Here is a 15,955-nt window from a genome sequence, read left to right as displayed (position 1 = left end):
GAAACCGCATACATAACGTCGGGCATCAACCGGCGGGTAATGCCGCAGAGTAGGGGCGGACGATCCGCGGCGGGACCGGCGGCATCACGGAATCGAGGAGACATGCAGACCATCGCTCACTGGCTCGACGGCAAGACCTCCACCGGTTCCAGCACGGCGACCGCACCGGTCACCAATCCCGCGACCGGCGTGGTGACCGGACAGGTCGCCCTCGCTTCCTCCGCCGATGTCCGCACGGTCGTCGAGGCGGCCGTGGCCGCCTTCCCGGCGTGGCGCGACGCCTCTCTGGCCAAGCGCACCCAGGTGCTGTTCCGCTTCCGCGAACTGCTCAACGAACGCAAGCAGGAGCTGGCCGCGATCATCACCGGCGAGCACGGCAAGGTGCTCGCCGACGCCCTGGGCGAAGTGACGCGCGGTCTGGAGGTGGTCGAATTCGCCTGCGGCATACCGCATCTGCTCAAGGGTGCCTACACCGAGAACGCCTCCACCAAGGTCGACATCTTCTCCGTCCGTCAGCCCTTGGGCCCCGTCGCCATCATCTCGCCGTTCAACTTCCCGGCCATGGTGCCCATGTGGTTCTTCCCCGTCGCCATCGCGGCCGGTAACACCGTGGTGCTCAAGCCGAGCGAGAAGGATCCCTCCTCCTCGCTGTGGCTGGCCGAGCTGTGGCAGGAGGCCGGGCTGCCCGACGGCGTGTTCAATGTGGTCCAGGGCGACAAGGTCGCGGTGGACGAACTGCTGGAAAACCCTGCCATCAAGGCGGTTTCATTCGTCGGGTCCACCCCGATCGCCAGGTACGTCTACGAGCACGCCACCGCGAGCGGCAAGCGCGTGCAGGCCCTCGGCGGAGCCAAGAACCACATGGTGGTGCTGCCCGACGCCGATCTCGACCTGGCCGCCGACGCCGCCGTGAACGCCGGCTTCGGCTCGGCCGGTGAACGCTGCATGGCCATCAGCGCGCTGGTGGCGGTGGGCTCCATCGCCGACGACCTGGTCTCGCGCATCGCCGAGCGCGCCAAGACCATTCGCACCGGCGATGGCGCCCGCGGCGCCGATATGGGCCCGCTGGTCACCGCGGCGCACCGCGACAAGGTGGCGTCCTATATCGCGGCGGGCGAATCCTCCGGCGCGACAGTGGTTCTCGACGGCCGCGCGGTGGCCGCCGACGGCGCGGCCGACGGCTTCTGGCTCGGCCCGACCGTTCTCGACCATGTCACCACCGATATGAGCGTCTACACCGACGAGATCTTCGGCCCCGTGCTCTCGGTGGTGCGCGTGGACAGCTACGACGAGGCGCTGGCCCTCATCAACGCCAATCCGTACGGCAACGGCACCGCCCTGTTCACCAATGACGGCGGCGCGGCCCGGCGCTTCCACAACGAGGTCGAGGTCGGCATGGTCGGCATCAATGTCCCCATTCCGGTCCCCATGGCCTACTACAGTTTCGGAGGCTGGAAGAACTCCCTGTTCGGCGACTCGCACGTGCACGGCACCGACGGCGTGCACTTCTTCACCCGCACCAAGGCCGTCACCACCCGCTGGCTGGACCCCAGCCACGGCGGTCTGAACCTCGGCTTCCCCCAGAACCACTGAACGGATACCGCGATGACCCTGCCCAATGGCCTGACCCCGGAGGCGGCGCGCGAGCGGGCCGCGCGCGCCTACGAATTGGATCGCAAGCACGTCTTCCACTCCTGGTCCGCCCAGAAGTCCCTGCACCCCATGGTCATCACCGCCGCCCAGGGTTGCCACGTGTGGGACGGCGACGGCAACCGGCTGCTGGACTTCTCCTCGCAGATGGTGAACACCAATATCGGACACCAGCATCCGAAGGTGGTGGCCGCCATCCAGGAGCAGGCGGCCACCCTGTGCACCGTCAGCCCGGGATATGTGAACGACGCCCGCTCCGAGGCGGCACGGCTCATCGCCGAGCACACTCCCGGTGAGCTGAACCGGATCTTCTTCACCAACGGCGGCGCGGACGCGGTCGAGCACGCGGTGCGCATGGCCCGGCTGCACACCGGGCGCTACAAGGTGCTCGCGCGCTACCGGTCGTATCACGGCGGCACCGAGACCGCGGTCAACCTCACCGGCGACCCACGGCGCTGGCCCAACGACCACGGCAATGCCGGGGTCGTGCACTTCTTCGGGCCGTTCCTGTACCGCTCGCAGTTCCACGCCACGACCGAAGTCGAGGAGACCGAACGCGCGCTGCAGCACCTGGAGCAGACCATCGCGTTCGAGGGACCGAGCACCATCGCGGCCATCATCCTCGAATCGGTGCCGGGCACGGCCGGAATCATGGTGCCGCCGCCCGGTTACCTGGCAGGCGTGCGCGCGCTGTGCGACAAGTACGACATCGTGATGATCGCCGACGAGGTGATGGCGGGCTTCGGCCGGACCGGGAAATGGTTCGCCATCGACCATTTCGAGGTGGCGCCGGATCTGCTCACCTTCGCCAAGGGCGTCAACTCCGGGTATGTGCCGCTGGGTGGCGTCGCCATCGCACCGCACATCGCGGCCACCTTCGACGATCGCGCCTACCCGGGCGGGCTCACCTACTCGGGGCATCCGCTGGCCACGGCCGCGGCCGTCGCGACCATCAACGCGATGCGCGAGGAGGGCATCGTCGAGAACGCGGCCGATATGGGCGAGCGCGTCCTCGGCCCCGGCCTGCGGGAGCTGGCCGATCGGCATCCGAGCGTCGGCGAGGTCCGTGGCCTGGGCGTGTTCTGGGCCGTGGAACTGGTCCGCGACCGCGCCACCCGCGAACCCCTCGCCCCCTACGGCGGCACCAGCCCGGCCATGACCGAGACCGTCGCCGCCGCCAAGGCCGCCGGACTGCTGCTGTTCGTGAACTTCAACCGCCTGCACGTGGTCCCGCCCTGCACCATCACCGAGGCCGAGGCCAAGGAGGGACTCGCCATTCTGGATCAGGCGCTCACCGTCGCCGACGGCCACACCGTGTGAATCGGGGACGGCCACTTCGGCATTCGAGCAAACGCTGAGTTAGGACCGCACCGGCGACACCCCGCGGGCGGGCTCTTCGGAGCCCGCCCGCGCTGTCGTGGGTTATCCTCGATCCACACACGTCGAATTCTGACTATCTTTCGTGGTGGTGACCGTGGAAACCCGCTCCGCCGGGTTGGACCCGAGGCTGCAGGCCGCAGCCATGAACATCGCCGGGCAGCTGCGCATGCGCCGCCGCTGCGACGATCGCGCCGCCACCAGCTGATTCTCACCGCACCCGCCGGTCATCCATGCCTGGATCGACCGGCGGGTTCTCGTCATACCCGGACCGGGTTCACGCATATCTGCACACAGGCCAACACACCCGTCGTTGGGCCGGGAGGCCGGACCTCCCGGCAGGAGAGAAGGAGTTGATCGGCCATGTCGGCCAAGGGAAGCAAACCGTGGGCGTCGGCACTCGTGGACGCAGCGCCGACGCCGTACTGGACCGACCGGCCCGAGCGGCCGACCCCCACCGACCCCCTCACCACCGCCGCCGACGCCGACCTGGCCGTCATCGGCGGCGGCTACAGCGGGCTCTGGACCGCCCTGCTGGCCAAGGAACGCAATCCCGGCATCGACGTGGCGTTGGTGGAATCCGGCCTCTGCGGGCACGCGGCCTCCGGGCGAAATGGCGGCTTCTGCTCCGCTAGCCTCACCCACGGCCTGTCCAATGGCATCGAGCGCTTTCCGGATGAGATCGACGAGCTGGAACGGCTCGGCCGGTCCAACCTCGACGACATCGAGAAGGCCATCCTCCACTACGGCATCGACTGCGACTTCGAGCGCACCGGTGAAATGGAAGTGGCCACCGCGCCCCACGAGCTGGCGTGGCTGCGCGAGAGCCACGATGCCGCCGAATCCCTCGGCTACCGCACCGAATTGCTCGATACCGGGCAGGTGCGGGGCATGGTGCACTCCCCCACCTACCTCGGCGGCTGGTGGGACCGCGACGGCGTCGCCATGCTCGATCCGGCCCGGCTGGCCTGGGGCCTGCGGCGCGCCTGCCTGGACTCCGGGGTGCGCATCTTCGAAGGCACTCCCGTGCAACGCATTTCGAGATCGACCGGTGGCACGCTGACCCTGCACACCCCGCACGGCGAGGTGTGCGCGCCACGAGTCGCCTTGTGCACCAGCGCTTTCGCGGGCCCGCTGCCCAAGGTGTCCCGCCACGTGGTGCCGGTCTACGACTACGCGCTCATGACCGAACCGCTCACCGCCGAACAGCTCGACAGCATCGGCTGGGGCGCCCGCATGGGACTGGCCGACGCCTCCTACCGGTTCCACTACTACCGCCTGACCAGCGACAATCGCATACTCTTCGGCGGCTACGACGCGATCTACCACTTCGGCAATCGCATCGCCCCGACCCTGGAATACAACGAGGCCACCTTCGAAACCCTGGCCCAGCACTTCTTCCAGACCTTCCCGCAGCTCGACGGTCTGCGCTTCACCCATCGCTGGGGCGGGGTCATCGACACCTGCGGCCGTTTCTGCGCCTTCTTCGGCTCTGCCCACAAGGGCCGGCTGGTGTACGCGGCCGGATACACCGGGCTGGGCGTCGGCGCGACCCGCTTCGGCGCGGAGGTCATGCTCGACCGGCTGTGGGGCCTGGACACCGAGCGCACCCGCCTGCGCCTGGTCCGCTCCCGGCCCCTACCGCTGCCGCCGGAACCGTTGCGCTCGGCGGGAATTCACCTCACCCGCTGGTCCCTGGCCCGCGCCGACGCCCACCAGGGCCGCCGCAACCTGTGGCTGAAGACCCTCGACTACACCGGATTGGGCTTCGACTCCTGACGCAGGACCAGCAGCGTGATCTCGCTGGGCGCGAACAGCCGCAGCTGCGGACCCCAGAAGCCGGTGCCGCGGCTGGTGTAGAGCTGGGTGCGCTCGCCGTGGCGGCTGAGCCCGGCCACCACCGGCTGCTCCAGGCGGACCAGATAGTGGAACGGCCAGATCTGGCCGCCGTGGGTGTGGCCCGAGATCTGCAGGGCCACACCGGCGGCCACGGCATCGGCGACCTGCCTGGGCTGATGGGCCAGCAGGATCACCGGAAGCGCCGGATCCGCCCCGGCCAGGGCCGCGGTGATATCGGGCCCGTGGCCGGGCAGACCGCGCCCGGTGGGATCGTCGATGCCCGCGAGCACGAGACTGTCGCCATTGCGGGTGATGACCTCGTGCTCATTGCGCATCGGCCGCCAGCCCAGCCCGGCCATGTGCTCGATCCAGCCCGGGGCGTCACCGAAGTACTCGTGATTGCCCGTGATGTAGAACCGGCCGAACTCGGACTCGACCTTGCCCAGCGGATCCACCTGCGCCTTGCGCTTCGCGACCGACCCATCGGCGAGATCACCGGCGTGACAGGCGATATCGGGCCGCAGCGCATTGACCTCGTCCACCACCCGCTCCGACCAGCGCAGCCGATCCAGCGCCGCGAAGTGGGTGTCGGTGACGACCGCCAGCCGGAACCCGTCCAGGCCCGCACCGAGCCCGGGAATGTTCACCTCGACCGTACGCACCCGCGGCACTCGGCGCGCCTGGTAGATCGCCCACCCGCACAGGGCGACCGACACCGCGAGCACACCGGCGGCCACCACGCGCGAGCGCGCCGGATCGTCCACACCCGCCGCCGCCAGCATCGCTCGCACCACCGCGCCGATCACCGACCAGGTGAACACCACCCACACCACACCCAGCAATGTGTCGCCCACCATGGACGCGATATCCGACTGCCGGGGACCGTGCCCGAGCAGCATGCCGGCGGGCAGCGCCAAGTAGGCGAGCAGGACGACCGCGGTGCCGAGCCAGAACCACGGCCCGGACAGGGTCGTGTACACCAACAGCCACCACGGGAGCAGGAACAGCAGCGCGGGTACAGCCAGGAACAGAACCGCGCGGGGAAGGTACTTCACGGGGGATCATCCTTGTCGGACCGAAAGCCGCCGGAGAAGGCGTGCTCTCCAACGTACCGTGCCCCTCGGGAAGGATGATCACACGTGACCGACCAGACCTCCGGCCGGGGAGCCCCACACCTCGACGACATCTCCAAGCGGATCATCGCCGAGCTTCAGGAGGACGGGCGGCGGGCCTACGCGTCGATCGGCAAGGTCGTGGGCCTCTCCGAGGCAGCGGTGCGGCAGCGAGTGCAGAAGCTGGCCGACGCCGGGGTCATCCAGATCGTGGCGGTCACCGATCCCCTCCAGGTCGGGCTGTTCCGGCAGGCCATGATCGCGATCACCGTGGACGGCCCAGCGCAGCCGGTGGCCGACACCCTCGCCGCCATCGAGGAGATCAATTATGTGGTCATCTGCGCGGGGCGCTACGACATCCTCTGCGAGGCGGTCTGCCCCGACGACGAGGCCCTGCTCGATCTGGTGTCCAACCGCATCCGCGCGCTGGCGGGCGTCCGTCACGCCGAGATCATGGTCTACCTCAAGCTCCGCAAACAGACCTACAAGTGGGGTACGCGTTGACCAACCGGGAAGACCTCGGATCACTGCCGCGATTCGCAGCAGGGGGCAGCACCGAAGAACCGAGAGCCGCACGAGTGCGCGAGAGAGCTCGGCGCGGGCTCCTGATCGCCTGTGAGGGTGGCGAGTCCGGCACGCGCCGTAGGGATTTCACAACAGCCGGAGGCAGAGGACCCAGGGCGACGAGCCGCACGAGCGCGCGGTGATCTCGATGCGGGGTCCTAATCGCCTGTGAGCGTGGCGAGTTCGGCGGCGAGGTTGGCCCGGGCCGCGGACTCGTAGCGGGCCCGCGCCGTCGGGGTGCGGAAAAGCCGGCCCTGTTCGGCCAGCGCGCGCAGCACCGCGGCGCGGCCGGTGCGGAACAATTCGTCCGGGACGTGGGCGTATTCGGCGCGGACGGCGGCGGCATAGGCGGCGTAGGCGGATGCGTCGGCCGCCAGGATCGCCAGATCGGCATCGCACAGCACCGCGCCATTGTGATCCGAGGGCTCCGGGTGGTGGCCACCGGTCAGCCGGACCAGCCGCGCCACCTCGGCCACGGTGTCGGCCGCGACTCCCAGTGCGGGCAGCGTGGTTTCGGCCAATCGCGCGCTCGCCTCCTCGTTGTCGGTGCCGTCCATGGCGTAGACCGCGTCGTGGAAGAACGCGGCATAGCGGACCGCGTCCAGATCCTCCGCGTCGGCGGCGAGGTCATCGATGACGGCCAGCATGGCGGCCAAGTGCTCGACGGTGTGATAGCGGCGGTGCGGCTCGCGGTAGCGGCGGACCAGGTCCTCCCCCACCGCCTGCGCCTGCGATCCGGCCAGTTTCGTCCAGCGGTCCAGCAGGTCCGCGTCCACACTCTTCCCCATTCGGGCAGTGTGCCGAAACTTCGGTCCGGAGAAAACCCCTCCGGCGCCGTGGCTTTCACCACTGGCGCACAAGATCAAGCGTCGCCGAGGGCGAGGTAGCGTTGAATGGTGGGCCCGATGTCGGCGACGATCTGCTCGTGGGTCAGCGCCACCACCGGCGGCAGCCGCAGCACATAGCGGCACAGCGCGAGGCCCAGAATTTGCGTGGCGATCAGGCCCGCGCGATGGGGCGCGTCGACCGGATCGCCGAATCGCAGCACCGCCGGCATGAGCTGCTGGGCGAAGATCCGCTGCGTGCGTTCCACCACCGCCTCGTCGGTGAGCGCCGACCGCATGAGGGTGAGCAGGATCTCGCTGGTCGGCGGCTGCTCCCACAGCTCGAGGAAACGCGCCGCGAGCAGGGTGCCCAGCGAATCCGCCGCGGCCGCACCGAGATCCGGCAGCTCCAGGTCGACATCCAGTGCGGCGTCGAACAATCCATCCTTGTTGCCGTAGTAGCGCATCACCATCGAGGGGTCGATGCCGGCGTCGGCCGCGATCGCCCGTATGGTCGCCTTCCGGTAGCCGTCCTCGGCGAAACGGCGGCGCGCCGCCTCCAGAATCGCCGCGCGGGTCGCATCCGACCGCCGCGGACCCGTCTCCACAGTCATGCCCACAAGTGTAGGCCAACAACTGTTGACACCCAAGTGCCGGATTCCAGCCCTCGCGGAATCGACGATCGCCGTCGCCCGGGTGCCCTAGTTCTTCTGAGCCTCGTCCTGCGCGTGCTGCGCCTGGGCCAGCTGCGTGGGCGTGTACCGCAGCGTCAACGCCAGCAGGCCCATCACGGCGGTTCCGATGGCGCACACCAGCAGAACGAGGGTGTACCCGCTGCCCAGCGCGTCGATCTGACCGGGCGTCATCTCACTGACCTTGCCCGAGACGCCGCCCAGCGACAGCGTGCGCGACAGGGCGACCGGGCTGAGGATGCCGACCGCGAACGGCGTGCCCATGTTCATGAACATCTGCCCGACCGCCGACAGCGGGCCGATGTGGGCCATGTCCACACCGACCAGCACACACAGCGGCAGGATCACGATGGCGGTGCCGACGCAGAAGCCCACGATCGACATCATGACCAGCAGCGTGGGGAAGTAGTCGGCCGAACTGTCCAACGTGGAACCGAAAGACAGCGCGCCCGCCAGCACCACCGCCGCCGCCAGCAGCAGCCAGCGGGCCCGGACGTACATGCACGCCTTGGACGCCACCGCGGTGCCGACGCCCGCGCCGAGGGTGAACGGAATGCTGGCCAGACCGGCATGCAACGGGCTGTAGCGCAGCACGTTCTGCAGGAACTGCGCGACGAAGAAGGTGGTCGCGCCGAGCACGCCGGAGGTCAGGAAGATGGCGGCGAAGGTGATCACGCGGTCGCGGCTGTCGAACAGCGACCACGGCAGCAGCGGGTTCTCCACATCGCGCTCGGCGAAGATGAACACCAGCAGCAGCGCCAGGCCGCCGATGAGCGCGCCCAGGATCACCGGGCTGGTCCAGCCCGTCGCGGGCCCCTCGGTGGCGCCGAAGACAATGGCCGCGCACGCCACCGTGCCCAGCACCGCGCCGCGCACGTCCAGGGAGATCCGGTGGTGCTCGGTGTCGCGCAGCTGGTAGATCGCACCCCACACGATGAGCAGGCCGATCGGCACATTGATCCAGAAGATCCAGCGCCAGTCCACCTGGGTCAGCGCACCACCGATGACCAGGCCGCCGACCGAGCCGACGCCGACCATGGACCCGAAGATGGCCACCGCCTGATTGCGGGCCGGGCCGGGCGCGTAGGTGCTCGCCACCAGTGCGAACGCGGTCGGCGCGGCAATGGCCGCACCCGTGCCCTGCAGGGCGCGGGCCGCGATCAGCCATGCCTCGTTCTGCGCGGTGCCGCACAGCGCCGAGGCCAGGGTGAACAGTCCGACGCCGAGGATGAGCATGCGCTTGCGGCCGAAGGAGTCGCCGAGCCGGCCGCCCAGCAGCATGAGTCCGGCGAACGGGAGACCGTAGGCCGTGACCGTCCACGCGCTGCCCGCGCTGGACAGGCCGAGCTGTTCTTGCAGTCGCGGCAGCGCCAGGATCATGACGGTGCCGTCGAGCACCACCATCAGCTGCAGCCCGCTCAAGACGAGAATGGCGAGACCGAACGCCCGCTTGGTCACCGGATACTGCATCGTCGCAGCGGGGTTATCGAGCACCCGCCCACTGTAATAGATGCGGTAGCCGCGTAACCGACCTCATTGCGCACGGTCAGGAGCGCTGCTGGTCCGGCGCGCCCGCGGTGAAACCGGCCGTCGGGCCGATGACGATGATGGCCGGCGGGCGGATGCCCTCGGTGCGCACCCGCTCGGCCACCGCGGCCAGATCGGCGCGCAGGATGCGCTGGGTGCGCAGACTGCCCTCCTGGATGACGGTCACCGGAGTGTCGGCCCCGCGGCCGCCCGACATCAGCGCGTCGGCGAACTTCTCGATGCGCTCGACCGCCATGAGCAGCACGATGGTGCCGCGCAGCCGCGCCAGCGCGGGCCAGTCGACCAGCGAGTCCGGGTGGTCGGGCGCGACGTGACCGCTGACGACCACGAATTCGTGGGTAACACCGCGATGGGTGACCGGGATACCGGCCAGCGCGGGCACCGAAATCGCGCTCGTGACGCCGGGAACCACTGTCACCGGGATCCCGGCCTCGACGCAGGCTTCGAGTTCCTCGTACCCGCGGCCGAAGACATAGTTGTCGCCGCCCTTGAGGCGCACCACGAACTTGCCCGCCTTCGCGCCCTCGATGAGCGCGGCATTGATGGCCTCCTGCGCCATGGCCCGGCCGTAGGGAATCTTGGCCGCGTCGATGACCTCCACGTCCGGCCCGAGCTCGGCCAGCAGTTCCGGCGGCGCGAGCCGGTCGGCGACAACGAGATTCGCGCGCGCCAGCAGACGTCGGCCGCGCACGGTGATGAGATCCGGGTCGCCGGGGCCGCCGCCGACCAGCGCCACGCCCGGGGCCACCGGGGCCGAATCATCGGTCACCACACCGGATTGCAGGGCTTCCAGCAGCGCATTGCGCACCGCGGCCGAGCGACGGTGCTGCCCGCCGGCAAGCACGCCCAGGGTCATGCCGTCGTAGCGGGCGGTCGCCGGGGTGACCGCGGTGCCGAGCCGAGCGGTGTCGGCGCGCACGCAGAACACGCGTTGGCGGGTGGCCTCCTCGACCACGGCCGCATTGGTCTCGGGTTCGTCGGTGCAGGCCATGGCGTACCAGGCCCCGTCGAGATCGCCGTCGGCGTACGCGCGCAACTCCAGGGTCAGCTGTCCCGAGGTGGCCATGCCTTCGACCGCGGGCGTGACCTCGCGACTGATCACGTGCACATCCGCGCCGGAGGCGATGAGCAGCCCGAGCCGCCGTTGCGCCACCGTGCCGCCGCCGACCACGACCACGCGGCGACCGTTCAGGTCGAGGCCGACGAGGTAGTTAGGATCACCGGTCTCGACCCGGGGCTCGGGAACCGGCTGGTCATCGGGGGTGGCTGCGGGGTTCTGCACAAGGATTCAGCGTACGGCGTGGATCGTCGTACACGACAATCGCATGGCGTCCGCGCAGCGATCGATAGGGAGTTCACCGCCGTCGCCGCCATCGCGCACCGCGAACCCGGCGGCCAATGACATTCAGGGCCAGCCGGACTGCGCCGACGCCTGCCCTCGTGCACTTCCAGCGTCGGCGGCCACCTCCGCTACCCCACCGCCCGGCCGCCCGCCGCTGGGCCGCGCGGATGCCCAGCGGGCCTTCGTCTCCGGGATCGTGAGTTCCTCGCGCCGAATCCACGGTGGGACAACCGGAGCAGCGATGGCATCGGGGTCAGTTGAACCGCGGGACATCCTGGATGAAGTGAATTCCGCCCTGCCGCAGTCGAATCGTGCGCTCGTCGACCTGCCGCATAGTGATGGCGACCGGGTGGCCGGACAGGTCGCCGGTGAGCACCAGCCGGTCGGGGGCCTGGCGTTCGAAGGTGAAGGTGGCCAGCGTCTGCGGCCCCTCGGCGTGACCGCCGCCGGATTGCAGCACCAGCTTGTGCGCGGCGCCGTCGATCCGCGCGCCGACGGTGGTCACCGTGTCGTCCATGCGCTGATAGGCGGCGATCTGAGGATTGTCGAACACCATTCGCTGCCAACGGTTTTCATCCGTGGCCAGCGGCGGCACCGGCTGTCCGTCGCGGACGAACTCGGTGACGGTCCAGATGCCGTACAGCTCCGACTTCGGCCGCCCCGGACCCCAGTCGTTGTAGGCCTTGACACTCATCGTCACCTCGCCGATCAGAAACCAGATCAACATCGCCACCTGCGCGATCGCGACGATCCGGCGACCACGGGCACTGTCCAAGGGCTCGGGAGTCGTCGCGGGCCCGGTCGCCGATCCCGTCAGGACCGCGGTCAATCGACGCGCTTCCGGAGCCAGCAGCACCAGGCACAGCAGCATGAGGTGGAACGACAGCAGTTTCACCGGGATGTCGAAGGTCATGTTCAATATCCAGACCTGCGCCATGCTCACCAGGCTGAGCAGCACGCCCGCGAGGGTGGCGCGCGGGATCAGCAACAGGATTCCGCCCAGCACCTCGGCGGCGCCGAGCAGCATTTCGTAGACCGGCGAGGTGCCGACCTGCAACCACAGCATGGCCGGATGGGTGACATCGCCCAGCGGCTGGATCAACGCGTCCAGCGGCGGCACCGGCATCTGCGTGGGTATCAATTTGGCGAAGCCGTATCCCAGCATCTGCCCGGCCAGGCACAGCCGGATGAACAGCAGGAACCAGCCCGCGAGGCGGCGGTATTCGGTGCGGCGGCGGTCCAGAATGCTCCAGACCACGGCGCCGGCGAGGGCGAGCATCAGGACGCAGAAGACGATGACCCACAGGTAGGCCTGATCACCGCTGCCGGACTCCGGATTCAGCGCGACCTCGGCGCCGAAGACGGTGCGCCCGACCCATTTCACCGGCTCTCGATACGCGTTCACCACCGTTATCGGCGTATTGTCCGGCAGCCATTGATGGATTACGCCGAGAAAGGCGTAGATCGGCTGCGGATAGAGCAGGCAGAAAAGGCTGAAATACAGGAAGCCGAAGCGAAACAGAATCCGCGTGGCCGGTTTCCACTCGGTGACCACTCCCGGATCCCTCCCTGCCAGATCGGCTGCGGTATCGGCTGTCAGCAGGCTCATCCCACGCATCCCCTCGTCATCGATCCGGAATCTCGACGGTAGGACGCCGCGGCGTCCTGGCGCCTCCGTGAAGACCCTGAGCCGACCCGGAATATGCCTAATCGGAAGTACTCCCGAGGGATTACGTGACAGCACGAGTCCGGACGCCGTGACCAGCGACTATCCCGGTCACCGGTACGGGCGGATTTCTTGCCCGGAACCGCCACCAGGCGAACTAGAACGAGTTACATTTCCACCAATTCAAATGTCAGGAGGATCCATGACGTCGGCCGATCCCAATACCCGGCGGCAACTGACCGTCAGCGAACGCGACCTCGACGTATTGTCCGAGGAGCTCGCGCTGTGGCTGGCCACCAAGGTCCAGGCGGACCAGCCTCCGAAGGTCACCTCGATAACCCGGCCGCAGGCGGGCGGCATGTCCAGCACGACGTTGCTTTTCGACGCGGAATGGAGCGAGCACGGTCAGGCGGCCGGCGGCTCGTTCGTGGCGCGGCTGGCCCCCGAGGACAGCTCGTTCCCGGTCTTCGAGAACTATGACCTGGCAACGCAATACGCGGTCATCGCCGGTGTCGCCGAGAACACCGAGGTGCCGGTCCCGGAGCTGTGCTGGTTGGAGCTCGACGAGAAGATACTGGGGTCGCCGTTCATCGTCATGCGCCGCGTGAACGGCCGTGTGCCCGAGGACAATCCGCCCTATGTGTTCCTGGGCTGGCTCTTCGAGGCCACACCCGAGCAGCGATACGCGTTGACCCGCAAGACCGTCGAGGTCATCGCCCGGGTGCACGCCATTGCGAACCCCACCGCGAAATTCCCCATGCTGCACGGCGAGGGCTCGGCACTGCGACGCCACTTCCAGGCCAACAAGGACTGGTACGACTGGGGGCTGGCCCGCGACGGGTTCCGAATCCCGTTGCTGGAGCGCACCTTCGACTGGCTGGAGCAGAACTGGCCGGAGGCCTCCGAGGCCGAACCCGAGGTGCTCAACTGGGGCGATGCCCGCCCCGGCAATATCATCTTCGACGAGTTCGACCCGGCCGCCGTGCTCGATTGGGAGATGGCCGCACTCGGCCCGCGCGAACTGGATGTGGCCTGGCCCATCCTGATCCACCGGTTCTTCCAGGACATCGCCACCCGCTTCGACCAGCCCGGCCTGCCCGACTTCTTCAAGCGCAGCGATGTCGAGAAGCTGTACGAGGAGTTCAGCGGGCACGCGCCGCGGGACATGGACTGGTTCCTGATCTACGCCGCGCTGCGGCACGGCATCGTCATGGGCCGCATCAAGCGCCGGATGATCCACTTCGGCGAGGACACCGACACCGCCGACCGCGACGACTACGTCATGCACCGGCATCTGCTGGAAGCGCTGCTCGACGGCACCTACGACTGGGATTGAGAGACGAGGACATGATCGGTCCGCTGGACGAATACCCCATCCATCAGACCCCGCTGCCCATGGCGCGAGTGATGAGCAGCGATCGGAACTTCTACGACCGCAGCTACTTCAACGCCCTCGAGACCGGCGGCGACACCATGCTCATCACCGGGTTCGGCGTGTACCCGAACCTCGGCGTGACCGACGCCTTCGCCACCGTGCGGCGTGGTGACAGCCAGCGCGCGGTGCGCTTCTCGGACGCGTTGGAGCAGCGCGGGCTGGATCTGGCGGTCGGCGGCTACCGCATCGAGGTGCTGGAGCCGCTGCAGAAGCTGCGCGTGGTGTGCGAGCACGACGACCTGTCGTTCGACCTGATATGGGAGGGCTCGTTCCCGACCGTGCAGGAGCAGCCGCACACCATCATCACCGGACTGAACCGGCCCATCATCGACGCGCAGCGCTTCGCCCAGGTCGGAACCTGGTCCGGCACACTGAATGTCGACGGCGCCGACTTCACCATCGACCCGAACGTGTGGTGCGGCACCCGTGACCGGTCCTGGGGTATCCGGCCGGTCGGCGATTCCGATCCGGCGGGGCGGGCAGCCGACGAGCCGTCGGAGGGCTTCTGGTGGCTCTACGTGCCGCTGAAATTCGACGACTTCTCCATCATCGTCATCGTGCAGGAGGAGCCCAACGGCTTCCGCACCCTCAATGACGCGACCCGTATCTGGGGCGACGGCCGCGTCGAGCAGCTGGGCTGGCCGCGTGTGCATCTCACCTACAAGCCCGGCACCCGCATCCCGACCGCGCTGCGCCTGGAACTCATCACCCCCGACGGCAAGCCGCTCGAGGTGGAGGTCGAGGCCGGCACCTTCATCGCCCTCAATGCCGGCTGCGGCTACGGCGGCGACCCGGATTGGCTGCACGGCCAGTGGAAGGGCCGCAACTGGTCCGAGAGCCGCCTCTACGATCTGACCGATCCCGCTGTGGCCGGGCGCATTCCGTTCGGCGTCATCGATCACGTCGGCAAGGCGCGCTGCGGCGACGCCGAGGGCTGGGGCCTGTTCGAGCACGGCACCATGGGTCGCCACGATCCGACCGGGTTCGCCGATTGGGGGTCTGTCGCGCCCTGATCGCGTGAAGCCGCGGCCCCGCCGATACCAGCCGGTCGGCGGGGCCGCGGCGTTTCCAAGCCGCCATGGCCGTTTTGATCGCCGAGTTCAATGCCTATCCGGATCGGCGTGGTACCGATCTGTTCGCCGATTCGGCTGATGACGGGCCTGCGGCGGGTGGTCGAGGGGCGGGTCAGGTGTTGGGCCACCAGTAGTCGGCGACCAGGTAGAGGCTCAGGATCATGCCGGAGACGAAGACCAAGGCGCCGAGCACGATTCCCAGTGCGGGGCGTAGACCGTGGCGGAAGGCCATACGGGCGATCTGCCAGGAGATGGCGCCGCCTGCTGCCCAGACGTAGAGGGGGAATGCTCCCAGGCCCAGGATGATCTGCGGTGGGCAGGGGTGGCGCCAGCCGCAGAAGGCGGGGACTCCCTGTAGGTCGCTGATGACCAGGAAGGACAGGAAGGAGGAGAGGCAGAAGCCGATGACGCCCCAGAAACGCCACCACGTCAGGAAGATGCGCCAGCGGTCGGATGTGAGGGTGGGTGCTGCCACAAGGCAAAAGATAAAGAACAAAAGCTGAAAGAACAAAGACTCGAAGATCGAAAGATAAAAGACGCCAGGAGGAGGGAGGGGCGGTTTTGGGAGGCCGAGCTCGCCAACCAGCCCCCTCGCCTTTGAAGCCGTGCGCTGGGGTCGCTGTCGGGGGTGATCCTCACATCCCGATGTTGGGGTGGCCGTAGGAAGGTGGTCATCGATGCCGGGGCCGATGGTCGCTGCCGACAAGCTCATGGTCAGGATCGCCTGCACCGGCAAACCCCGGTGGTTGCCCAGCCCGGCCGGATCCACACCCGGCCGCAACAACGCGAACAGCGCATCATGGGTCCGCTGCCCGGCATCACGCCGGTCACGA

The 15,955-nt window shown here is 68.4% G+C and carries 13 protein-coding genes and 1 pseudogene; 6 read left to right on the top strand and 8 right to left on the bottom strand.

Translation table 11 applies throughout. The annotated features are described in order from the left end of the window. The first annotated feature begins 102 nt into the window (after positions 1 to 102). The 3 genes from GLP40_RS11185 (at position 103) to GLP40_RS11175 (ending at position 4,806) form a co-directional block, all read left to right on the top strand. Positions 103 to 1,593 carry a CoA-acylating methylmalonate-semialdehyde dehydrogenase gene (locus tag GLP40_RS11185; RefSeq protein ID WP_154787841.1) on the top strand — a complete coding sequence of 497 codons (1,491 nt, stop codon included), beginning with the start codon at positions 103 to 105 and terminating at the stop codon, positions 1,591 to 1,593. Positions 1,594 to 1,605: 12 nt separating this feature from the next. Beyond that, entirely contained in the window at positions 1,606 to 2,970 is a 1,365-nt protein-coding gene (locus tag GLP40_RS11180; RefSeq protein ID WP_154787840.1) for an aspartate aminotransferase family protein, read from the top strand. Between the two features lie 420 nt (positions 2,971 to 3,390). Continuing rightward, complete coding sequence (locus GLP40_RS11175) at positions 3,391 to 4,806, top strand: NAD(P)/FAD-dependent oxidoreductase (protein ID WP_154787839.1); 1,416 nt, start codon at positions 3,391 to 3,393, stop codon at positions 4,804 to 4,806. On the opposite strand, the gene GLP40_RS11170 is transcribed toward GLP40_RS11175, so the two are convergent. After that, positions 4,779 to 5,921 (bottom strand): metallophosphoesterase, encoded by a 1,143-nt coding sequence (locus GLP40_RS11170; RefSeq protein ID WP_328290004.1) that lies wholly within the window; start codon positions 5,919 to 5,921, stop codon positions 4,779 to 4,781. The genes GLP40_RS11175 and GLP40_RS11170 overlap by 28 nt on opposite strands. An 84-nt stretch (positions 5,922 to 6,005) precedes the next feature. Between GLP40_RS11170 and GLP40_RS11165 the strand changes: the two genes are divergently transcribed. Beyond that, positions 6,006 to 6,482 (top strand): Lrp/AsnC family transcriptional regulator, encoded by a 477-nt coding sequence (locus GLP40_RS11165; protein WP_328290003.1) that lies wholly within the window; start codon positions 6,006 to 6,008, stop codon positions 6,480 to 6,482. A 218-nt stretch (positions 6,483 to 6,700) separates the two neighbouring features. On the opposite strand, the gene GLP40_RS11160 is transcribed toward GLP40_RS11165, so the two are convergent. From GLP40_RS11160 to GLP40_RS11140, 5 genes are all read right to left on the bottom strand, one after another. After that, on the bottom strand, positions 6,701 to 7,330 hold the full coding sequence (locus GLP40_RS11160; protein WP_154787838.1) for an HD domain-containing protein: 630 nt from the start codon (positions 7,328 to 7,330) through the stop codon (positions 6,701 to 6,703). A gap of 74 nt (positions 7,331 to 7,404) precedes the next feature. Next, the gene (locus tag GLP40_RS11155; RefSeq protein WP_154787837.1) at positions 7,405 to 7,980 is read right to left on the bottom strand and encodes a TetR/AcrR family transcriptional regulator; all 576 of its coding nucleotides are present in this window, start codon (positions 7,978 to 7,980) and stop codon (positions 7,405 to 7,407) included. An 87-nt stretch (positions 7,981 to 8,067) separates the two neighbouring features. Next, positions 8,068 to 9,552 (bottom strand): MFS transporter, encoded by a 1,485-nt coding sequence (locus GLP40_RS11150; protein WP_407671573.1) that lies wholly within the window; start codon positions 9,550 to 9,552, stop codon positions 8,068 to 8,070. A 52-nt stretch (positions 9,553 to 9,604) separates the two neighbouring features. Beyond that, positions 9,605 to 10,798 (bottom strand): uroporphyrinogen-III C-methyltransferase, encoded by a 1,194-nt coding sequence (gene cobA / locus GLP40_RS11145; protein WP_154788175.1) that lies wholly within the window; start codon positions 10,796 to 10,798, stop codon positions 9,605 to 9,607. A gap of 403 nt (positions 10,799 to 11,201) precedes the next feature. After that, positions 11,202 to 12,692: a DoxX family protein gene (locus tag GLP40_RS11140; protein ID WP_328290002.1), complete on the bottom strand. Its 1,491-nt coding sequence runs from the start codon at positions 12,690 to 12,692 to the stop codon at positions 11,202 to 11,204. 124 nt (positions 12,693 to 12,816) lie between these two features. Here GLP40_RS11140 and GLP40_RS11135 point away from each other — a divergent pair, with 124 nt between their 5' ends. Both GLP40_RS11135 and GLP40_RS11130 read left to right on the top strand, forming a co-directional pair. After that, positions 12,817 to 13,950: a phosphotransferase family protein gene (locus GLP40_RS11135; RefSeq protein ID WP_230329477.1), complete on the top strand. Its 1,134-nt coding sequence runs from the start codon at positions 12,817 to 12,819 to the stop codon at positions 13,948 to 13,950. An 11-nt stretch (positions 13,951 to 13,961) separates the two neighbouring features. Then, complete coding sequence (locus tag GLP40_RS11130; RefSeq protein WP_154787835.1) at positions 13,962 to 15,062, top strand: hypothetical protein; 1,101 nt, start codon at positions 13,962 to 13,964, stop codon at positions 15,060 to 15,062. 172 nt (positions 15,063 to 15,234) lie between these two features. On the opposite strand, the gene GLP40_RS11125 is transcribed toward GLP40_RS11130, so the two are convergent. Together GLP40_RS11125 and GLP40_RS35050 are read right to left on the bottom strand one after the other, a co-directional pair. After that, complete coding sequence (locus GLP40_RS11125) at positions 15,235 to 15,597, bottom strand: hypothetical protein (RefSeq protein ID WP_154787834.1); 363 nt, start codon at positions 15,595 to 15,597, stop codon at positions 15,235 to 15,237. Positions 15,598 to 15,813: 216 nt separating this feature from the next. Next, positions 15,814 to 15,955: pseudogene (locus GLP40_RS35050) on the bottom strand (DUF222 domain-containing protein); the annotation flags it as partial.

It is taken from the genome of Nocardia aurantiaca (assembly GCF_009708175.1).
Lineage (GTDB): Bacteria > Actinomycetota > Actinomycetes > Mycobacteriales > Mycobacteriaceae > Nocardia > Nocardia aurantiaca.
Note: the sequence above shows the minus strand (reverse complement) of the source record. Positions and strands in the feature narration are given on the sequence as shown.

Coding starts and splice junctions, on each gene's coding strand:
- GLP40_RS11185 (WP_154787841.1), top strand. CDS start 103: ATGCAGACCATCGCTCACTGGCTCGACGGCAAGACCTCCACCGGTTCC.
- GLP40_RS11180 (WP_154787840.1), top strand. CDS start 1,606: ATGACCCTGCCCAATGGCCTGACCCCGGAGGCGGCGCGCGAGCGGGCC.
- GLP40_RS11175 (WP_154787839.1), top strand. CDS start 3,391: ATGTCGGCCAAGGGAAGCAAACCGTGGGCGTCGGCACTCGTGGACGCA.
- GLP40_RS11160 (WP_154787838.1), bottom strand. CDS start 7,330: ATGGGGAAGAGTGTGGACGCGGACCTGCTGGACCGCTGGACGAAACTG.
- GLP40_RS11155 (WP_154787837.1), bottom strand. CDS start 7,980: ATGACTGTGGAGACGGGTCCGCGGCGGTCGGATGCGACCCGCGCGGCG.
- GLP40_RS11135 (WP_230329477.1), top strand. CDS start 12,817: ATGACGTCGGCCGATCCCAATACCCGGCGGCAACTGACCGTCAGCGAA.
- GLP40_RS11130 (WP_154787835.1), top strand. CDS start 13,962: ATGATCGGTCCGCTGGACGAATACCCCATCCATCAGACCCCGCTGCCC.